The following is a 19473-nucleotide window of genomic DNA, read 5'->3' as shown; positions in this document are numbered from 1 at the left end:
CATAGTTAGGGCATAAGTGGCTTATTCATATTTTCCGCCAGTGGTAATTACATTGTCTTTAAAATTCTCAATGCTGTTTTTCTTTTCATAGAAATGCTGTACGTTGGCCAATATTCCTTCTCTTGTATAGAATGGATCATCCTTTGCCAAAGGCAGCTTCACGGTTTGTCCAAGACTTGCCGATTTATATATTGCCGTAATGAGCTCAAGTGTCCGCCTTCCCTGAACCCCGTCAATCAGTAAGCTGGTCCCGCGTTTAACCGCTGTAAGGAAATCATCGATTTGTCCTTGATGACCTTCATAGACTACTTCAGGGAACTGATCATAAATCGTTTGAATTTCCCGCTCTAGTTCTGGATTTTCCAGTGGAAAACCATTTTCCTTCGACTTGGAGGACTTAACTTTCCACGGAACAGACACTCTGGCTTTTTCTCCCTGGAAAATTAATTGTTGATTCTCCCCATGATGAACAACAGAACTTGTAATTTGGGATAAGCTTCCATTTTCATAACGGAAGATAGCAATGGATAAATCCTCAACCTCAGCATTATCGTGTAACGTATTGCTCATCATGGCCGACACTTCGGATGGCATGCCCATCATCCATTGAAGCATGTCAATGTGGTGAACGGCGTGATTGAGCGTACAGCCGCCCCCTTCTTTTTCCCATGTTCCGCGCCACCATAGATCATAGTAGCTATAACCGCGCCACCAGAATGAATCTACTTGAGCGTGTGCAATTTTACCGATCAATCCGGTATCCAGGACATGTTTTAACTTCATGACCGGGGTTCTAAACCGATTTTGGGCAACCACCGAAAGAAGCTTATTGCTTGTTGCAGCTGCTTCCAACATTTCATCGCATTCTTTTAATGAAGAGGCCATTGGTTTTTCAACTAAAACATGTTTGCCCGCTTTGAGAAAATCAATCGAAATGGGAGCATGCACATAAGGAGGTGTACAGATAGAAACCGCATGAATATCGGGACGATCCAACAGATCCCTGTAATCACTGAAGATCTCGGCATTTAATTTAAACTTTTTACCCGTTTCAGCAGCCTTCTGTGGATAGATATCCACTAACGCAACGATTTTGCACCTTTCGGGGAATGCAAGATACCCTTCAATATGCGATCTTGCAATGGCACCGGTACCAACAATGGCAATATTGATCATGGATTGGTCCTCCATTTCTATCTTTACGGTTGAACAGATTATCAATGAGTAAAAGTAACAGTTTTTCGATTCATATACTCTTGTCAGGTTCATTAAAACCATCAATGGGCCATCCGACCATAGCCACAGTCCGTGTAACAGCGCTTACATATCAAGAGTCGAAAGACCGGTTTAAACAGATCTTCTATTCCATACATAAACCGGAATTCCCGCTTTCAGGTTTTTTTGATTCAATCGCGTTTCGTTAACTCAAAGATAATTACTGCTGCTTCGTCCTTTTATCTACTCCGTTCATTTGAAATAATCCGGATAGCGAATCTGCAATTCTTCCTTCTCCAGAATGACTAGTTTCAAATGGTTCATCATTGCTTTTTCTGCCTTATCCGGATCTTTCTTTATGATTAAATCAAAGATTTCTTTATGCTGTGAAATCACTACCCTCCAATCTGTGTTGGAAGCTAATCGAAGCATGCGGATCCGGTCGAAATGGCAATTCATCTGCCGAATCATTTCCCAGGTTCGGTTTTTTTTACATCCATAAAACAAAGTTTTGTGAAACTCCTCATCCAGCTCAAACAATCGCTGATGATTCCCTTTCTCAACACATAACTCTTGCATGGTGATATTCGATTCCAGCTGAAACAGCAATTCTTCCGGAAATTCGCCACAAGCTATTCTTACAATCCCGCGTTCAATCATCTCTCTGGTAAATCTTGCCTCTTCTACATGATCCAAATCGATCCGAGATATGATTGTTCCGCTTTGCGGATAGATTTCCAGCAACTCTTCTTGTGCCAACTTAAGAAACGATTCGCGTACCGGCGTACGGCTTACTTTAAACTTCTCCGCGATTTCCTTCTCTGAAATCTTTGTTCCCGGCTTTAGCTCTAAATTAATAATCTGTTCTCTAAGTGTTTGGTAGATAAAATCCCTTGTTGAACCGTTGATGCGTGTTTTAAATGTCAATATGTCTTTCACCTCACAATCGGTAATCAGATATACTTGTATAATTAATACTCTAATCATACTAGTATGGTAATTGTTAAATTTATTATATTTCCTATTCACGAATAATTCAATATATATATGTTATAATCGACCGATAAATATGGGCTTTGCTCTCGGTTAAATACTTAAAGTCTAATATAACCCCTTCTGACATAAAATGAACCTATCCTTAAATTTTAAAAATTATGAATTTTTTTACCATAGCAAAAGAAATTTTAATTGGAAATGCTATGTAAGCAAATGCCCGATGCACAAACAAAAGCCGGTCCACATGGATGGCCGGCCTTGTTATTGTTATTTTCCCGAAAGCATTTTTGGATTTATTATAAAAGATACGCCATTTATTTGTTCTGTTAAGAAGGATATAAGAAAGGAGGATTTACATAACTAAATTTTGATGCTTTAGATTTAATTACAACTGTAGTACTAGCTTCTTACCGTTCAAAACGGAACCAACCAAAATCAAAATTGCATCCTGGCAGGAATATGAAGGTTACTTTTTGTACTCCTGTAATTTTTTCCAATTCAAATATTCGTTCTTCGTATTCATCAGACTGAGTGAATTCGATGATTTGATTGCTTTCGCCTTCATGATTAGTAAATCGGATATGAATGGTATTTTTATCTATAGGCGACCTGCCAAAAACGACCAGTTTCGTAGCACCTTCACTTGTAAAATCCATTTGTTCAAACTCTAGAGAAACATTATTTCCTATACCTTCAACGCTATTTTCTGTTATTGTAAATGTATCCCCATAGATGCGGTCACATTCTGTTGTGATATTTTGTTCAAACGCTCGATTCTTTTTTTCAAAAGAAAACCCTTTGATATGTACCTTCTGATGAAGGACAAAACAAATTGAAGTAATACCGCGAAGTCTTTTTGACAAGTGATAGGTTTCTTCTTGATACACATTCCACTTGGGTTCTTTTTGATAGATTACATCAGCTAGTAATGAACTTCCATCTTCATCAGGCATTCCTTCCCAAATTTGCAAAGAATACTCTTCGTTTGTTAACGCAAAAATTGGAATCGTTATGGTATCAGAGCCATAAGAACCAAAGTCAATATCACGGAAACCTACTTGGGTTTCACCATCTCTGCTTGTAGCTACTCCTCTTTCATTTCCGTTTCCAACTTCACCTTTACTATAATCATAGAGTCCTGCAGATATAAATCCATAAGGATCTTTGTAGGCTGTACCAAGACCAACTGCTTTAAATTCTAGTTCGGATATGAGTTTCGTCTTGTCAGTACCATTCTTACTGGTACAACGAACTCGAAATTCTCCATCCCCTAAAGCGATGATCTTCGCTTCATGGCCGAACGCTTCTACTTTGGCAATGTTTGAGACGATCCCGGAGTCATTCACTACACTCCACTCTACTTCTTGATAAGAAGTATCTTCCGGGTATAATTTTGCTCGGACAACCATCTCTTTTCTTGATTCATCAAACACTTGTCCTGAATCGCTGATCAATTCAATCTTACGAAGAGGAATTTCTTCTTTGTTTCCCATCACACATGGCAAATCTTGATTTTCCATGCGTGCAGAAATCCCCTCTAATGCTCCATCCTCTATTGGCAGAGACTCATATTCTGCCATCTGACTTTCTAAACCTATGGATGATACTTCAATCTGAATTTTTCCGGGCTCTAATGTTGCTCCTATGATTGCCATTAACTTACCACTGAATAATCTTCTGGATACCCCTTTATACTGGTCATAATCGGTACTATCACCATTATCAAGACCTATTAATCGACCTGCTCCAGTAACATGAACATGCACTCGATTATTTGCATTCTCTACTGGATTGCCATATTCATCTTCCATGGTTATTTCTACAAAAATTAAATCTGTTCCATTTGCAATAAGTCTTTCTTTGTCCGCATGCAAACAAATCTTCTTCGCATCTCCAAAGGATTTTCTTACATCTGTCGCAATCACTTTGCCTGTTTCATCATAGGCGATTGCTTTTATTTCACCTTCTTTATAAGGTATTTTCCACCACCCAACAAGTTGCGTTCCATGTTCACGGTCAATCTCATGGGTTCCGATCGTCTTACCATTGCATTGCAGTTCAATTTTAGGAGCATTCGAACATACTCGAACATCAATCATTTGACCTTTATTAAAATCCCAATAAGGGAAAATATGCACCATTGGCTTTGTCTTGTAGTCGGTCCATGCTGCTTGATAGATGTAATACGAATCTTTCTTAAATGTTGCCGTATCAATCTGTCCAAAATAGGAGTTCTTGGTATGATAAGGTGTGGGTTCACCTATATAGTCAAATCCGGTCCATATAAATTGACCGAGGGAGAAAGGGGTATCTCTTTCTGCTAGAATACATGCTTCTGCTGACTTTGCCCCCCAGCTCGTTGCACTATTTCCAAGGGCAGAACATTGCTCGTCATCATCTGCAAGAATAGATTTTTCAAATGGGAAATGATAGATGCCTCTACTTTGTACGACAGAGCCTGTCTCACTGCCATAGATAATCCAGTCCGGATGTTCCTCATGATGTTTTTGATAATATTTTTCTGCGTAATTATATCCCGCCACCTTAACAATATCAGCACATTTTTGAGCATTCTCCCAGGGCATATAATTGGAACCAATGGTAACCTTTGCATTTTCTTTCGGATCATATTTTCGTACGTAATCCATGAGCATTTTTGTTACTTCTTGCCCTCTTTCATCTGCATGAGTATCATAAATTTCATTTCCAATGCTCCACATCAGCAAACTCGGATGGTTCCGATCCCGCATTACCCAGCTTTTTACATCGATATGAGCCCAATCTTTAAAAAATCTTGCGTAATCAAAAGGAGTTTTTGATCTTTCCCACATATCAAAGGCTTCCGAGACGACAAGTAGTCCCATCTCATCGGCTAATTCCATAAGTTCTTTTGCAGGCATATTGTGAGCGGTTCGTATAGCGTTAACGCCCATTTCTTTCAATATTACAAACCTTCTTTTTAGAGCGGCTTTATTAAACGCAGCTCCTAAGGCTCCTAAATCATGGTGTTCACAAACCCCATTTAATTTCATCTTTTTTCCGTTTAGCAAAAGACCTTGATGGGGATCAAGTATAATGTTTCGAAACCCAATGTTATGAGATATCGATTCAATCTCTTTCAAACTCTGATTTGCATTCTTATCTGTCTCAATTAGATATAATCGGGTGATAAGCTTATAAAGATTAGGGTCATCCGTGCTCCATAACAAAGGATTTTTTACAAATAGCCTTTGTCGATTATGTGAACTAGAGTCATTTCCTGCAACAACTCTCTTTGAAGTTGTAGCAATCATTTGATCCTTATACATGATCGTATGTGAGAGTTGTACGTCTTCATAGATGTTCATTTCTGTGTCGATCTCTACCTCCCATCCATCATCCTTCTGTTTCGTTGTTATGTAAATTCCATTTGTTACAATATGATTCTTTTCTCTTGTCCTTAGCCATACATTGCGATAGATGCCGGCACCCGAGTACCATCTGCTATTCGGGCTTTGATATACTACTTTCACAAGAATTTCATTTTCCCCTTCCGCGATCTTGTCTGTTATCTCGTGTTCAAAAGAGGAATAACCATATTTCCATTCACCTACAAACTGCCCGTTCACATATAGGGAAGAATCCATATAAACCCCATCAAAACACAAAAGAAGCTGCTTATCTTCTTTCGTGCATGTAAATCTCTTACGATACCAACCTATACTGTTTTCATAAAGATTTAATGTATCATAAATAAGCCAATCATGGGGTATATCAACCGGTTCAAATTTCAAAGTAGAAAGATCTGCAACTTCCAAGCTGCTTTTGGCAAATTCCCATCCATCATTAAAAAGTGTTTTCTTATTCATGTTTGGTGCACCCACTTTCTTTATTTGTTTAGGTGTATTCGATATAAGAAACAACTGCAATTAGTAATACTCCAAAGTAAAAGCATGTTCCACCATTTTCATTCGAAACATGCCATGATCATTTCCATCATATTGATCTTATATTTTTTGATTAACTTGGATTTTTTGCGGCTGACAGAAATTCACCTTTATATCTTCCATAATCTCTTTGCTGTTAAGCATAAAAAGATAACAAACAAGACTGGGAATACATACAATTAAAACATCAGATATAATAGAGGTAAGAAACATAGAGATGATGACGATACCGAGATTACCAAAGGTAATTTTCACTTTTTTAAAACTGTAATAAATTGAAAGTTTCCAAATATCTTTCAAACGAAATTTAAAACCTGCATTAATCAAAAATGCGTACATGGATAAGATGATCATTAATATAATGCCAATTAAAAACACTGCCGATAAAACATTGTTGATTGTAGATGGGTTTGCATTAAAATATTGCAAATCAACAAACAGAATATATAAGACCAAAAGCAGCGGCAACCAAAATTTCATCGTGTCTTTAAAATTTATTTTATATCCGTGGAAAAAGTCTTTAAGCGGGGAAAGTTCTTTTTCACGGATGAGTTTTCCAATTGAATATAAAAGTGCTGAAATCGATGGGCCTGTTAGAGTCAGTGCCAAGAAATAGATAGTGATATTAGAAAAACTGGGTTTTAATGTCATGAAAAAAAACAGAAAGATCATATTGCTTAATACAAAATAAATATTGGTCATTAAAAGGCAATAAATATAATTGGTTAAACGAAATAGAAGTCCATCGCCAAACTCTTTTCTTTTCTGCATACTAATCTTCCTCAAGCTTATTTTTGATGGTGAAGGTATTACAAACAAATAGTGGAAAAATGGTTGTGAATACAAGTAGTTGCTTATCTTTCCACAACCATTTTATAAAAGGTTTGTTCTTACACTGATATAGGGAAACTGCCAGCAAATAAGTTCATATTAAAAACATTGCCAGCAGTTTCATTTAATCTTTTAATTTGATTATTTCTTCTTCTTGAAATCCTCGTATGCTTTATTTACTAGACCTACGTACCTGTCCATTCCTTTAGCCTTCAACTCGCTAACATATTTATCCCAGTCAGATAATGGACGCGAACCCAAAATAAATTTCGCTGTATTTTGTTTTACCATATCCGTTAATGGTGTAGAAAGAAGATTTGCCTGTTCTTGATCCACAGCACTCATTGGATATGGCGGATTCACTGGTAATACTTTCTTGTTTTTGAGCATACTCTCCTGGAATTTAATTTCTTCAGGGTTCATTGTAGAGCGAAGTAACTCTGTTGTTCCACCATAAGAGAATGTACCCGTTCCGAATCCAAAGTCCTTACGTAAATCTTTCTTTCCAGCCGGATTTAGTCCAAGGAAGTTAATATCTGGCATAAGAACACGTTTGCCATTTTCCTTTTTATAGGTTGTTCCTTCTACACCCCATTTAGTAAATTCTTGACCTTCGTCACTGTACCATAACCAATCAATAAATTGCAGCAAAGCAAGAAAATTCGGGTCATCCTTCGCTTTGGCATTAATCATGATCCCGTTTTCCAATCTTGAACCAGCAATGACATGGCCTTTAGGACCTCCAGGTACGTCAATTTTTGAGATGGAGAAGTTGCCTTCCCCCAGTGTTTTTTTCATACTATTGCGCATTACTTCAATTTCTTGGGAATTTGTGCTGATAACAAATGATTTCCCGTTAACAAATTTTTGAACTGCCGTATCATCACTTTGTGATAAGCTTTCTTTGTCCATCAAGCCGTCTTTTACAAGTCTGTTAAAGTACGTGAGCATGTCTTTGTATTCTTGTGTTGCACCCGCAAAAACAAACTTATTTTGTTTTTGGTCAAATGTAATATAGTTTGTTGTGCCCCAGCCGCCCACAGTTCCGAAAGTAGGAGCTGCATATCCCAATAAAGCACCCAACGGAGTTGTTGAATTTCCTGTACTCCAGCGCTCAGAGAATGGTGTAATATCAGGATAAATTTCCTTTAATTTTCTCAATGCTGCTTCAAATTCATCCCATGTTTTGGGAATTGGGATATGATGCTTTTGGAAAATATCTGTTCTTACAGCCAATGTGTAATCTGGCCAAACATTTTCATGCAATCCGGGGAGTATATAATATTTTCCATCCGCTTGTCTTAAAGTATCCAGTTCAGGCTCCAAATTCCATTTTTTTACCTTATCCATAAAGTTAGGCATGTATTTAACGTAATCACTAATTGGCAAAATAGCACCAGAAGCAACAAATGGTGTTTCCTGACCCGGATAAGTTTTAGGGATAATTAACGGGGCATCCCCGGAACTAATCAATAAACTTCTTTTTTGGTTGTAATCACTCATCGGAACAACCGTCGGTTTTAAGGTAACATTGGTTCTCTTAGTTATTTCTTTCCACAGAAGCCAATCCTTTTTATAAGCATACCACGCAGCATCGTTGTACATCGTTGTGAATGAAATCGGTTTTGTTGCTTTAAATTGCTTTCCTACTCCATAGTCATCCATCGCTGCACCCTTTGGAATAGAAGAAGACGAGCTCGTGCTTTGGTCACTGCTGCATGCAGTCAATAAACTGCCGATCAAAGTAACCATCGCAACGAAAAGAGCTAACTTTTTTGAAATTTTCGCCATCGTAATACCTCCTATTTTTTGTTGTTTTATAATAAATTTTTTATAATAAACTTATTTAGGAAGTTGCAACCGTTATTGTTTAACTGCTCCAAGCATGATACCAGAAACAAAATATTTCTGAATAAACGGGTAAACCATTAAAATTGGCAATGCTGTTAATACCATCGTTACTGCCTTGATATTAGCAGCAATTTGCGTTAGATTATCTGCATTTGTTGCACCAGCCGATTCACCCGATGTTGCTCCCGCCAAAAGATTCCTCAAGTAAAGAGTCACTGGGAACATGTCTGGCTTATCCAAGTATAGAAATGCCGAAAACCATGAATTCCAGTTCCCTACCGCATAGAACAATACCATAGTAGCTAAAATCGGTTTGGATAACGGCAATACGATTTTTATAAGTGTCCCGTAAGTAGAAGATCCATCAATCGCTGCCGCTTCTTCAAGTTCCTCCGGCAATGACTCGAAAAATGTTTTCATGATTAACATATTAAAAACACTGATTGCACCAGGAATAACCATGGCCCATATCGTATTTGTCCACCCAAGCGTTTTAATAAGGATATAGTTCGGAATCAATCCTCCGTTAAAAAACATTGTGAAAACGGCAAAAGAGGTAAAGAACTTGCGTCCCATCAGACGCTTTTTCGATAATGCATAAGCCAACATTGTCGTCATAACCATGGAGATCAATGTAGCAACAACCGTGTATATAATTGTATTCCTATAGCTGGTCCAGAAGGCCTTGTCATGAAGAATCGTTTTATAGGTTTCAAGGTTAAACCCTTTTGGTATCAGATTTACTTTACCTGCGTTAATTGCCGCCTGATCACTAAATGACTGGGCAACGACATTCAGAAAGGGGAACAATGTCACAAATACAACGAGCAATAAAATAATCACGTTAAAAACTTTAAATATTTTGTACTGTATGGATTCCTTCACTGTTCTCTCCTCCCTTACCACAGTCCATTGTCTGTAAATTTTTTGGATAGATAGTTGGCAGAGAAGACTAAAATCAATCCGATGACTGCTTCAAACAAACCAATGGCTGTCGCATAACTAAAGTTGCTTGATTGTAAACCTACCCGGTAAAGGTATGTAGATATAACATCCGAAGTTTCATAGTTGAGTGGGTTATATATTAATAAGATTTTTTCAAATCCCACCGCCAACAAATTTCCAATATTCAGGATGAGTAATGTAATAATTGTCGGAAGAATCCCTGGAATCGTAATATGAATGGTTTGTTTCCATCTGTTTGCACCATCTATCTTAGCTGCTTCATATAAGGATTCGTCGATATTTGTCAGTGCAGCTAAATAAAGAATTGCTCCCCAACCCATGGTTTGCCAAACCTCCGACGCGATATAAACCGGTCTAAACCAGCTTGGATCCTGCATAAAAATGATAGGCTCCCCGCCAAAGAATTGAATTAACTCATTGATCGCACCAGTGGTAGATGTTAATTGTAAAATCATCCCACTTATAATAACGATGGATAGGAAATGTGGCAAATAAGAAGTGGTTTGAACAAATTTTTTGAACTTTTTCGATTTCACTTCATTTAATAATAGAGCAATAATAATCGGTGCGGGAAAAACAAATAGTAATGTTAAACTACTCAAAATAAGAGTGTTTTTAAATACCTGCCAGAAGGTTGGGTCCTCAATAAACATTTTAAAGTAATGAAGACCGACCCACTCTTCACCAAAAATATTACCTCCAGGAATGAATCTTCTAAAGGCAATCATATTACCAATCATCGGAATGTATTTGAAAACCACCAGATAAATAATTGGTAAAACAAGCAGGGAGTACAATTGCCAATCTTTTTTGATTGTTTTAAATACTAATGTTTTCTTTGTCTTCATTACTTTTGGTATCCCAATATCTTGCTTCTGCTTTGATGCTTCCAACAATTGTTTCGCCCCCCTTTTATAAAATTTATTCGCGATTTATAGCCCAGTTATTGGCAGTTATTTCGAATGGCTCAAAAAGATAGTTTGTATAGGCAACAAACTATCTTTTATATCTGTAGTTTATCATGTTTGATGATTCCAACAATTGTTTCGCCTCCTTTTAAAAATTTATTCGCGATTTATAGCCCAGTTATCGGCAGTTATTTCGAATGGCTCAAAAAGATAGTTTGTATAGGCAACAAACTATCTTTTATATCTGTAGTTTATCATCCGTGTGCCCATTGTTGCAAGCGTTTTCAAATAATATCTAAATGTTCTTTTTTTCATCTTAAATCACTTGGAACGTTTGCTTTTCAGGAACAAAGTGAATGGGAATACTAGGAAAAATCGTTTTCATCCATTCCGATAAATACTTCATACCAGGTTCTTCACTTTCCGCATGACCTAGAACAATGAAAGCCTTTTGTTTCCCTTGATAGACAGCATCCCGAACATATTCCGGAGTCTCCCACTCGGGACCTTCTCCAGAAATAATTAAATCAAGATTCTCCTTCTCAAAAAGCGGAATAGACAAATCACCTCCCCCCCTATACCCTGCTAATAAACCAATACGGGTGCATGGTGTAGATAAATCTCCAGTAACACGTACAAACTTAATACCCAGCCTATTTTTAACGTACTCGGCAATTTCCCTTACAGTCATTACAGGAACAGTAAGAATCGTTGCAGCTGGTTGATTCTCGTCAACATATGGTTGCCACCCCAAAGCCTGAATTAAACCAACCATAATACCATCAGGTTGATATCGGTGCCAATAATCATGAAAACGATAGATGGCAATACCAGACTCATCGATCAGACGCCGTTTTTCATTATATACTGGATCACTTTTCAATGTCTCTGTATTGTCCATGTGACTGTAAAATAAGCCTTCATGGGTGATGAGCAGATTTGCCCCCATCTTAATGGACTGGTGAATCACATAATGTGTGGGCATGAAACTAGTTGTAATTCCCTTTACTTCCATGTTTGGATCACCAGATTTAAGTGTATCCACCGTATTTGGAATTTTCCCCACTGGTTCCATTAATTTATCCAAGATATTCTGAACAGTTATCGCCATTATTTCATTCCTTTCACAGGAATTTAAAATTTTAACAGCATATTTAATCTCTCTTAATAGTAGATGGTCTGTTTCGCCCCTGTTACTCCATGTACCTGTTGCTTACTTACGGAGACGATAACTTCCAAATCTTTTCGATTGAGTGAGTAAGGCAAACCCTTACTTACACAGAAGCATTTTCTATCCTAATGGTAAGAAACCTCCACCTCTACAGGTGGAGGAGGTTCAATAAGAAGTTATTAAGCTATCATCTAAACCAATATACGTATCCGTTTCATCCTTAACAGGAATGAATTCCATTAATGTTACTTCATTTTTTGTTAAGGTTGCACGGTATGTTACTTTGCCCCCTACAGACTTCATTCTGGATGTTCTAACTAGAGGCTTTGCTACTTGGCGTAAGGTTTCTACGCTGGTTTTATCAGGAAATCTTGGACGCCCCATCTCCTGCCATGTTCTCCACGGATTTGCGTGATTTTCATCAACCGTTTGCCGTTTTACAAAAACCTCATTAAAGGAAACAGGAAGCTCAAATTCAACTTCCTTTTCAAAGCCTGTTCCTTTATCCATAACCAGATTCCAGGCAACTAAGGCGATACTGCCATCCCGTCTTCTTGTAATCAATGTATTTTCATCACGGTAGAGCTGCTCTTCACCCAAGGAATTGAAGAAGGAGAACAAATGAAATGTCGGCTTTGGTATTCCGTTTAAAGCGATCAATCCAAATCCCCCATGGAACTGGGCCTTTGGTACACCTAATTCCTCAAACACATCGCTAAATGTCCAGTAGGAGAACGAATCAACGTAATCTGCTCCTTCGCTGAGAATCCGAGCTAAGTATGCAGCGTTTAACACCGTGTCATGCACTGGATTGATTGGACTATAAGATGTGTTGTATTCCGTTATATGAAGAGGCAAGTGTGGAAAAGCAGATTGATCAATTAATCCCCGGACCTTTTCAAACTCAGCTAACATAGCCGTATTTTCAACTAAGTCCTGATAGTAATAATCAAACGTTATCTTTTTTGGCTTTTTAGATGTATAAGCATGCCGAGAAACAAAATCAACCGGCACTTTCTCTATATCACAGAATTCAAGAAACTCGACAATCCACTCGTCTGCTCCACCACAAATGGCCGGTCCGCCAACCTGGAGGTCAGGATGTACCGCCTTCACAGCATTCGCAGTTACCTTGTATAATTTAAAGTACTCTTGTTTATCTGCATCTTTCCAGAAGTTTACTAGATTCGGCTCGTTCCAAATTTCGAATGGCCATTTCAAAACTTCCTCAAGTCCATAACGTTCCACAAAATGGGATACTACTGCCTTTACTAAATCAGACCATTTTTCATAGTTTTTTGGCGGGGTCACATTCCCTTTCCATTCAAAAATCGTTTGGTCACCTGAAGCCAATAGCTTTGGCATAAATCCTATTTCTACAAATGGACGGATCCCTAACTCCAAATACGCGTCGAAAATTCGATCAATATAAGTAAAGTTGTAGAAGGGACGAATTTCTCCATCTATTTCTATTTCACGGTAGATGCCGATATCATCGTGTAACAAGCCATGTCCCCGGATGTATTCAAATCCGATCGCGTCTTTTACTATTTTTAGATGTTCCAAGTATTCCTTTTGAAGGGCAAGTCCTAGTCTGCCCGTTCCAACACAAAATTTCCAGTTCTTTTTGAATTGTACTGGAGAATTTTCGGTTACTACTATTTTAATCATCCTATCCTCCTGGTTCACTAAATATTATAGATTGCAACACTATTCTTAACAGGGTAAACTCACACATGAGATTCCACCCGCGGCGGGCAGAAAGCAGGAGAAATGCCGAATAATTTCGAGATTTCTGTGCGCCGTTGAATTCATTATATCATCCCATCGCCAAGTTTGTATATCCAATAAACAAAGTTTATGATAAAATAAATCTACCGCCATATAAGGATATTTTTTTACAGTGAAAGCAATCACACAGATTACGAACCATACGCCGGTGAATCCGAATGCCGAAGAAGATCGGGAATGGCCGGTGTACGATTTACCATTCTTCTTTCAACTCTGTTCAACGGCTCTGCCAGTAAAGAAATATGTTGGTGAAATATACAACCTATGATGATGTAGAGAAGAAAAATCGCTTTCTCAAGTCAATACTTGAAAAAGCGACATATCGGAGATCCATAAGCAGGATGACTTTGTTATTTCAGTTAAACCCGCAAATCCGGAGGGTTTAACTGACCTGTTTGTTCCCAAAGAAATGTTTTAACGCATCGTACACCTGACTTTTCTCCCGGATCACATAATAGAGAAACTTTGGTTCCCGGATATGGCGATAGGCTGTCATCAGTGATGGCCCCAATCATTTTCCTTTTGTCTACCTAAAGGAAAAAAATATTATAGTACTAGGTTTCTCAATAATCTTACAGCCTGTGGGAAATTACTTTTCACAAAAATTTAAACAACCATCCTATCACAGAATTTATTTTAATCTTTATTTTTAAAAGGATACATATAATTTTTAACAGATTCTGTGATAAAAGCAGAAGTATCAGAACCAATCTTTTTCCACTTATTATCATCAAATATTCTCTCTATAAAAGGCTTTGTCCAAGTTAATGGGTTTTTCTCTTCTACTCCGAACTGGTTTAAATATTGGAGATCTTTAGGTTTAATTCGCTCACTAAAGAACTCTGGAACAAAAACCCCGTAAATCTGTTCCGCATGAGCAAGCGCAAAATATACAATGTGATTCACTTTATTCTCAATAAGCTCTTCTGAAAAGTCATTCCAAGATATCTCTCGGCCAAAATGTTTTACAAACTCATATATATCCATATACTTACTTAACTCGTGATCTTTATTTTGCAAAATCCCATAAAACATTACGGAATCTTGATATAAATGGGAACATAATTGCAATAAATTATACTCCTCCTTAAATTGATAACATCTCCCTTTACCCTTATTTATTTCTAACAACTTAGCCGAACTATGTAAAACTTCTGTGTTAAATGGAACTCTCAGACGCTTTGCATGTGAAAAAATATCATACTGTACATCGATTTCTATATACTCACAAAATTGATTGTTTGTTTTCTTGATAAATGAAATCAACTCATGAGATATCATTTTCCTAAAAATTTTCTCTTTCCTTGTCGCTTTTATAATTTGTCCATTATTCCTGTCTATTTCTCCCTGAATAAAACCGTGTTTCAAAATGATATCCGTCGCCAAAGCTAATTCATCTTCCGGAAAAAATAGGTCAATGTCTTTACTTTGTCTTAATCCTAAATCGTTGTAAACCATATGGTTTAAAAACAATCCTTTTAATGCAATACAATGGACTTTATTTTCATATAGATCATTTAAGACCGGTGTAATCGCCTCATATATATACTTGTTTCTTTCTCTATTTGCTAAATAGTAGTATTCGAATAAATGTCTCCACTTTCCCGGAATACGGTTTGCCCAATTGTATTTCAACAGATTTTTATAAACCACCATTGCTACTCTATGTTCAAACATCCATCTAGCTATATAACCCCAGTTCAACCGCTTGCTAATAAAGTTTTTTTCTACTGACTCTACTTCACTATCTGTTAATTCCAACTTTATTAAACTCAAAATTAATTTTTCTTCAGCTTTTAACTCATTCATTAACTGATCCCTCCATAAATCTCTGTAATCAATTTGTAAACGTTGAATATAGCATATTATTAAGCCTAATTCGGGTCTAATTCTTATCAATGCAATCAATGACTATTCACTTACAGCCCATTCCATAAATTAAAAATCAACTTTATTATCAGGTCTTGCATCTGCTTTCACTTTGATCCCATATAGCTGCCGAAAACCCTGTTAAGCCCCCTGTAGAAGAGGGCCTGGTATTAAGGTAAAATATTTTTCCCATTTATCCTTGGTAGCACTTCGCAATCCCTAATATCATTATGATTGAAAAGCCACAATATAAACCTTTCTATTCCCATACCAAAGCCTGAGGTTTTTAAGGGATAATTTTCTTTCATATCTTTATACCATTTGTAGTTTTTAAGAGGAACCTTATGAAAATTAAGGGCTTTGATTAAATCCTGACTCGTTTCGTGCCTTTCTCCAGAACCCACCAGCTCACCAATTCCCATTAATAAATCTGCATTCAGCGCTTTTGATTGGTCAACAGAATCAAACTTTTGATAGAAAGGAACAGAAAGATGATCAAAGTGTGTCAACCAAACTGCTCCACCAAACATTGAAATGAGCTTCAGTTCACCCTTACTATTAATACTTTTAAATCCTGCTGAGTGTTTATCAACATATTCATCAGAATCTTCCAGAATATTTACCGCTTCATCAAGAGTAATTCTTGGAAGCGGCTCTTGTAAATAGGCCATCTTCTCAATATGTCTATTACTCCCATTAATATTTAAAAGCTTATCTCCAAAATCATTAAGAATTTTCCTACTTAGAAACGATATATATTCTTCAACTAATTGAATTACATCATCCAAACCTCCCGGTATTTCCGCCTCACTATGGTAAAACTGACACAAATGCCTATGATCCGGTAATTCTCCTCGAAAGGAGGGCATAATGTAATAGCATCCATTTTCAAACAAGCGACATCCATACTCCAACATGAATTGCATCGAATCAGCAAGATAGGATTTAATGCCAAACATTTCCACACTAACAGGCAGTGAATCACTTCCAAGTCCCATAGGACTAGAAATGGAACCAGTTGTGATAGGCAAGAATAAAGTTTTAATATCTTTCTCCTTATAAAATTCGACAGTATAGTAATTTATCAAATCTTGCACTTCTACTAAAGACTTGTACCACGAATCATTAATTACATTCAAATAGTGAGTAGAGGTATTTTTCCAATATTTCTTCGGTCTTATTAATTCAAAATTATTAGCCATTTATTTTCCTCCTTCTATAAATTAAGTTTCTCTCACTTAATCTCGTTTTCTTTATATTTGAGATTTAATCCCGGTTTAAAGAATGTTTCATAAATTAGAGGTCTCAATCCTCAATAAAAGCCTATAAACTGTTGTAGATCTTGCCCCCAGGAATCGTAAAAATTTCACTGTTCCCGTGATTTGACTAGTACTACAGTTGTGCTTGAGTAGAAGATAGATATTTTTCCCGCTGATTTCAGTGATCTTCGCAATAGATTCATTGAAATATAGCTGGTTTTATCAAACTCTTGGATATCAATTTTTATGATACAACTGTAGCACTAGGGCGTGTCTGGTAAATATTCTTAGTAGTTGTTACAATAAGAGTTATTAATACTTACAAGGTGGACTGCATCATGGTGAGACGAAATGAGATAACACCAAGCTTGGGAAAAAATGCTTCTTTGTTACCAACAAACAGCGGACAATGAAAATTTTACAAAGAGACAGGAGACACAATCTATCCCTCATTCTTCCTACCAATAATAAACAGATTGTTTCCTCGAGCAACAGTTGCTTCGTCTGACATAAACTGTAATTCAAGTTCAAAAACACGCTCAAACAGGTCAGAAACCGATAAAATATCTGCTATCTTTTGTGTTTCACCTGTTAATTGTGTTTCCTGAAACCCGGGATAAATGAATGATGGGAACCCCACTAATTTTTCGATTTTTAAATTGTTCTTCGTATATATGTTTCGTAATTGTTCTGGTGAAAACAAATGGATATATGGCATATCTTCTGTAAATCGTCCTTTGCCTTTAACAGCCTTTATCGCTTCCTCTATCTTACCTAGTGATAAATTGAAGTATATTGCATGATAGAGATTTGGAGCTAAGGTTACCATAAAGCCTCCTGGTTTTACCAAATCATTAAGCTTGGAAATTACGAGAGACGGATTTTCAACAAAGCCAATTACATTGTGAAAATTAAAACAAACATCTACTGACTCCTTTTTTATTCCTTCTATATGGTGAAGGTCACCTTGACGAATTTCCCATCGATCATATAATTGATGCTTCTTTTGTTTAAGACGAGCCTGATTGAGCATGTCTTCTGATATGTCATAGGTAAATCCTTTTGCCTCTGGATATTCTTCCAAAATTTTTAACGACCAGCGCCCAGTTCCACCACCAGCGTCAAAGAAAACAAAATTGGAAGGTAGTTTAGAGAGAATCATACGATTAAATATTTCCCATAACAATTTATCAGACAGTCTCCAATAGTTTTGACTTTCAACAAGATCATATTGACTAGCTTTTTTCGAAAAATATTCTATTGTTTGTTTAACTATATTACTCATTATTCATCAACTCCTATATATTTTCCCTCTGTTTCCAAGAATGCTATATAACGCTTTAAACCTGCGAGGTCAACCCATGAAAATACTTCTGGTGTCTCTCCTATTAAGCGTTGAACTTCTTTGATGTCTACCCAACGCGCATCCTTTGAACCATCTCCACGCTTAAAAAGATCCCCCTCAGCAGTACAGCGGAAATATACTCCCATTGAATCAACAGGTCCGTAAATGGTTTGGTAAACAGCAAATGGGCTGATACATTCCACATTTGAGTCTGACTGCGATGTTGTTATATAGGTTTCACTTCCAACAATAGTTTTAATCTGTAAACCTGTCTCTTCAAACACTTCACGGCGTAGCCCTTGTAGTAATGATTCGAACTCTTCTATCTGTCCTCCGGGCAACTCTAATGCTTCAAATTCACCTTCCCGGTCACGAATCTGTAATAGGATTTCTCGTTTTCCATCACTTGTACGTTCGATCAACGCACGCACATTAACATATATCATGTCACCTTCTCCTTTGTCTATTCAAAAATATCCTTCAAAGTTGTATCTAAGCTAAATCCGAATTGTTCAGCGGTATACTTCTTAGTTACCAGGTTCGCAAAGTGATAAATCTTCTGAAATACATCCTTTCCTAATCCTTTCGATTTAAATCCAAAAACATGTGAAGAGTATTGAGTTTCAAATATGCGTTCTAATAAAGAACGAGCAAATATATTTCTTGGAAGCGGTTTAATTTCCACTTGTGGAGAATGTTTCAGCACATAGAACCTGCTAACAGGGAAACTGCCTGCTAAACCTATAAGACCTGATTTAGAAGGATAGGGAGTCGCCCAAGCGGTTAGCTGATCCTGGCTATCAAACATGAGTAGAGCTGTATCATCAGTCAATACTTGGTATCCACTTTCGATAGCTTTCTCTGCAATAGTTGATTTCCCGGCTCCGCTCGGCCCCATAAACAAGGAAACTTTACCATTTATCAGTAAAGCAACACAATGCAACATAAAGGCACGAGAATTAACTATTTTCGGATATAAACTTATACGTTGCACAAATTCCCACATTTTAAAATGAGTGTGACTATCTAACCTGCATCCCCCTTGCAATTGTAAATTAGCATCAAAACTATCTGGATTCCAACTACCCCACAAATTAATATTAAAAATTGACTGTAATTCCAATTTTGTCTCTTGCCACAGTATTCTATCTTCTGTGGGCGGGATAAGATCTGGACATAAATCCCAGCGAGATAAATAACTTACATGGTCAATTGTAGTAACATGATCAACCAAAACATGCTTATACCATCTTTTTGCCTTTTTTTCAAGATCAACTGTACCAGACGGAAAAATCACCTTAACAAAAAAAGGACCAAAACGATAGACAAACATCTTTTTAACTTC

15 protein-coding genes are annotated in these 19473 nt (G+C 37.1%); 1 reads left to right on the top strand and 14 read right to left on the bottom strand.

The features are described from left to right. Nucleotides 1-21: 21 nt before the first annotated feature. The 9 genes from I8U27_RS03950 to I8U27_RS03910 form a co-directional block, all read right to left on the bottom strand. Nucleotides 22-1176, bottom strand: a complete 1155-nt coding sequence (locus tag I8U27_RS03950; RefSeq protein ID WP_181750712.1) for a Gfo/Idh/MocA family protein — start codon at nucleotides 1174-1176, stop codon at nucleotides 22-24. 291 nt (nucleotides 1177-1467) lie between these two features. Continuing rightward, nucleotides 1468-2142, bottom strand: coding sequence for a GntR family transcriptional regulator (locus tag I8U27_RS03945; RefSeq protein ID WP_232345233.1), 675 nt, complete (start codon nucleotides 2140-2142; stop codon nucleotides 1468-1470). Nucleotides 2143-2618: 476 nt separating this feature from the next. Further along, nucleotides 2619-6059: a glycoside hydrolase family 2 TIM barrel-domain containing protein gene (locus I8U27_RS03940; RefSeq protein ID WP_181750710.1), complete on the bottom strand. Its 3441-nt coding sequence runs from the start codon at nucleotides 6057-6059 to the stop codon at nucleotides 2619-2621. Between the two features lie 138 nt (nucleotides 6060-6197). Continuing rightward, entirely contained in the window at nucleotides 6198-6908 is a 711-nt protein-coding gene (locus I8U27_RS03935; protein WP_181750709.1) for a YesL family protein, read from the bottom strand. Between the two features lie 201 nt (nucleotides 6909-7109). Next, entirely contained in the window at nucleotides 7110-8759 is a 1650-nt protein-coding gene (locus tag I8U27_RS03930; RefSeq protein ID WP_181750708.1) for an ABC transporter substrate-binding protein, read from the bottom strand. A 72-nt stretch (nucleotides 8760-8831) separates the two neighbouring features. Then, nucleotides 8832-9704: a carbohydrate ABC transporter permease gene (locus I8U27_RS03925; protein ID WP_181750707.1), complete on the bottom strand. Its 873-nt coding sequence runs from the start codon at nucleotides 9702-9704 to the stop codon at nucleotides 8832-8834. Between the two features lie 14 nt (nucleotides 9705-9718). Next, nucleotides 9719-10633 carry an ABC transporter permease gene (locus I8U27_RS03920; RefSeq protein ID WP_181750813.1) on the bottom strand — a complete coding sequence of 305 codons (915 nt, stop codon included), beginning with the start codon at nucleotides 10631-10633 and terminating at the stop codon, nucleotides 9719-9721. Nucleotides 10634-11009: 376 nt separating this feature from the next. Then, nucleotides 11010-11804, bottom strand: a complete 795-nt coding sequence (locus I8U27_RS03915) for a Nif3-like dinuclear metal center hexameric protein (protein WP_181750706.1) — start codon at nucleotides 11802-11804, stop codon at nucleotides 11010-11012. A 225-nt stretch (nucleotides 11805-12029) separates the two neighbouring features. After that, the gene (locus I8U27_RS03910; protein WP_181750705.1) at nucleotides 12030-13535 is read right to left on the bottom strand and encodes a GH39 family glycosyl hydrolase; all 1506 of its coding nucleotides are present in this window, start codon (nucleotides 13533-13535) and stop codon (nucleotides 12030-12032) included. Nucleotides 13536-13767: 232 nt separating this feature from the next. On the opposite strand from I8U27_RS03910, the gene I8U27_RS03905 reads away from it, so the two are divergent. Then, on the top strand, nucleotides 13768-13923 hold the full coding sequence (locus I8U27_RS03905) for a hypothetical protein (RefSeq protein WP_181750704.1): 156 nt from the start codon (nucleotides 13768-13770) through the stop codon (nucleotides 13921-13923). A gap of 368 nt (nucleotides 13924-14291) precedes the next feature. On the opposite strand, the gene I8U27_RS03900 is transcribed toward I8U27_RS03905, so the two are convergent. The 5 genes from I8U27_RS03900 to I8U27_RS03880 form a co-directional block, all read right to left on the bottom strand. Then, nucleotides 14292-15464: a nucleotidyltransferase family protein gene (locus I8U27_RS03900; protein WP_181750703.1), complete on the bottom strand. Its 1173-nt coding sequence runs from the start codon at nucleotides 15462-15464 to the stop codon at nucleotides 14292-14294. A gap of 230 nt (nucleotides 15465-15694) precedes the next feature. Beyond that, a complete protein-coding gene (locus I8U27_RS03895; RefSeq protein ID WP_181750702.1) occupies nucleotides 15695-16726 on the bottom strand; it encodes an asparagine synthetase A in 1032 nt (343 codons plus the stop codon). Nucleotides 16727-17225: 499 nt separating this feature from the next. Next, nucleotides 17226-18068 carry a class I SAM-dependent methyltransferase gene (locus I8U27_RS03890; protein WP_181750701.1) on the bottom strand — a complete coding sequence of 281 codons (843 nt, stop codon included), beginning with the start codon at nucleotides 18066-18068 and terminating at the stop codon, nucleotides 17226-17228. After that, nucleotides 18068-18574: an NUDIX hydrolase gene (locus tag I8U27_RS03885; protein WP_181750700.1), complete on the bottom strand. Its 507-nt coding sequence runs from the start codon at nucleotides 18572-18574 to the stop codon at nucleotides 18068-18070. The genes I8U27_RS03890 and I8U27_RS03885 overlap by 1 nt, the downstream gene beginning before the upstream one ends. A gap of 17 nt (nucleotides 18575-18591) precedes the next feature. After that, nucleotides 18592-19461 (bottom strand): hypothetical protein, encoded by an 870-nt coding sequence (locus I8U27_RS03880; RefSeq protein ID WP_181750699.1) that lies wholly within the window; start codon nucleotides 19459-19461, stop codon nucleotides 18592-18594. Between the last annotated feature and the right edge of the window lie 12 nt (nucleotides 19462-19473).

It is taken from the genome of Paenactinomyces guangxiensis (genome assembly GCF_016055185.1).
GTDB classification, from domain to species: domain Bacteria; phylum Bacillota; class Bacilli; order Thermoactinomycetales; family Thermoactinomycetaceae; genus Paenactinomyces; species Paenactinomyces guangxiensis.
The sequence above is the reverse complement of the archived record's forward strand: the minus strand, read 5'-3'. Positions and strand labels throughout refer to the sequence as shown.

Excerpts from the sequence above, each read along its gene's own strand:
- I8U27_RS03950 (WP_181750712.1), bottom strand. The coding sequence starts at position 1,176 with ATGATCAATATTGCCATTGTTGGTACCGGTGCCATTGCAAGATCGCAT.
- I8U27_RS03940 (WP_181750710.1), bottom strand. The coding sequence starts at position 6,059 with ATGAATAAGAAAACACTTTTTAATGATGGATGGGAATTTGCCAAAAGC.
- I8U27_RS03935 (WP_181750709.1), bottom strand. The coding sequence starts at position 6,908 with ATGCAGAAAAGAAAAGAGTTTGGCGATGGACTTCTATTTCGTTTAACC.
- I8U27_RS03930 (WP_181750708.1), bottom strand. The coding sequence starts at position 8,759 with ATGGCGAAAATTTCAAAAAAGTTAGCTCTTTTCGTTGCGATGGTTACT.
- I8U27_RS03920 (WP_181750813.1), bottom strand. The coding sequence starts at position 10,633 with ATGAAGACAAAGAAAACATTAGTATTTAAAACAATCAAAAAAGATTGG.
- I8U27_RS03915 (WP_181750706.1), bottom strand. The coding sequence starts at position 11,804 with ATGGCGATAACTGTTCAGAATATCTTGGATAAATTAATGGAACCAGTG.
- I8U27_RS03910 (WP_181750705.1), bottom strand. The coding sequence starts at position 13,535 with ATGATTAAAATAGTAGTAACCGAAAATTCTCCAGTACAATTCAAAAAG.
- I8U27_RS03900 (WP_181750703.1), bottom strand. The coding sequence starts at position 15,464 with ATGAATGAGTTAAAAGCTGAAGAAAAATTAATTTTGAGTTTAATAAAG.
- I8U27_RS03895 (WP_181750702.1), bottom strand. The coding sequence starts at position 16,726 with ATGGCTAATAATTTTGAATTAATAAGACCGAAGAAATATTGGAAAAAT.
- I8U27_RS03890 (WP_181750701.1), bottom strand. The coding sequence starts at position 18,068 with ATGAGTAATATAGTTAAACAAACAATAGAATATTTTTCGAAAAAAGCT.
- I8U27_RS03885 (WP_181750700.1), bottom strand. The coding sequence starts at position 18,574 with ATGATATATGTTAATGTGCGTGCGTTGATCGAACGTACAAGTGATGGA.
- I8U27_RS03880 (WP_181750699.1), bottom strand. The coding sequence starts at position 19,461 with ATGTTTGTCTATCGTTTTGGTCCTTTTTTTGTTAAGGTGATTTTTCCG.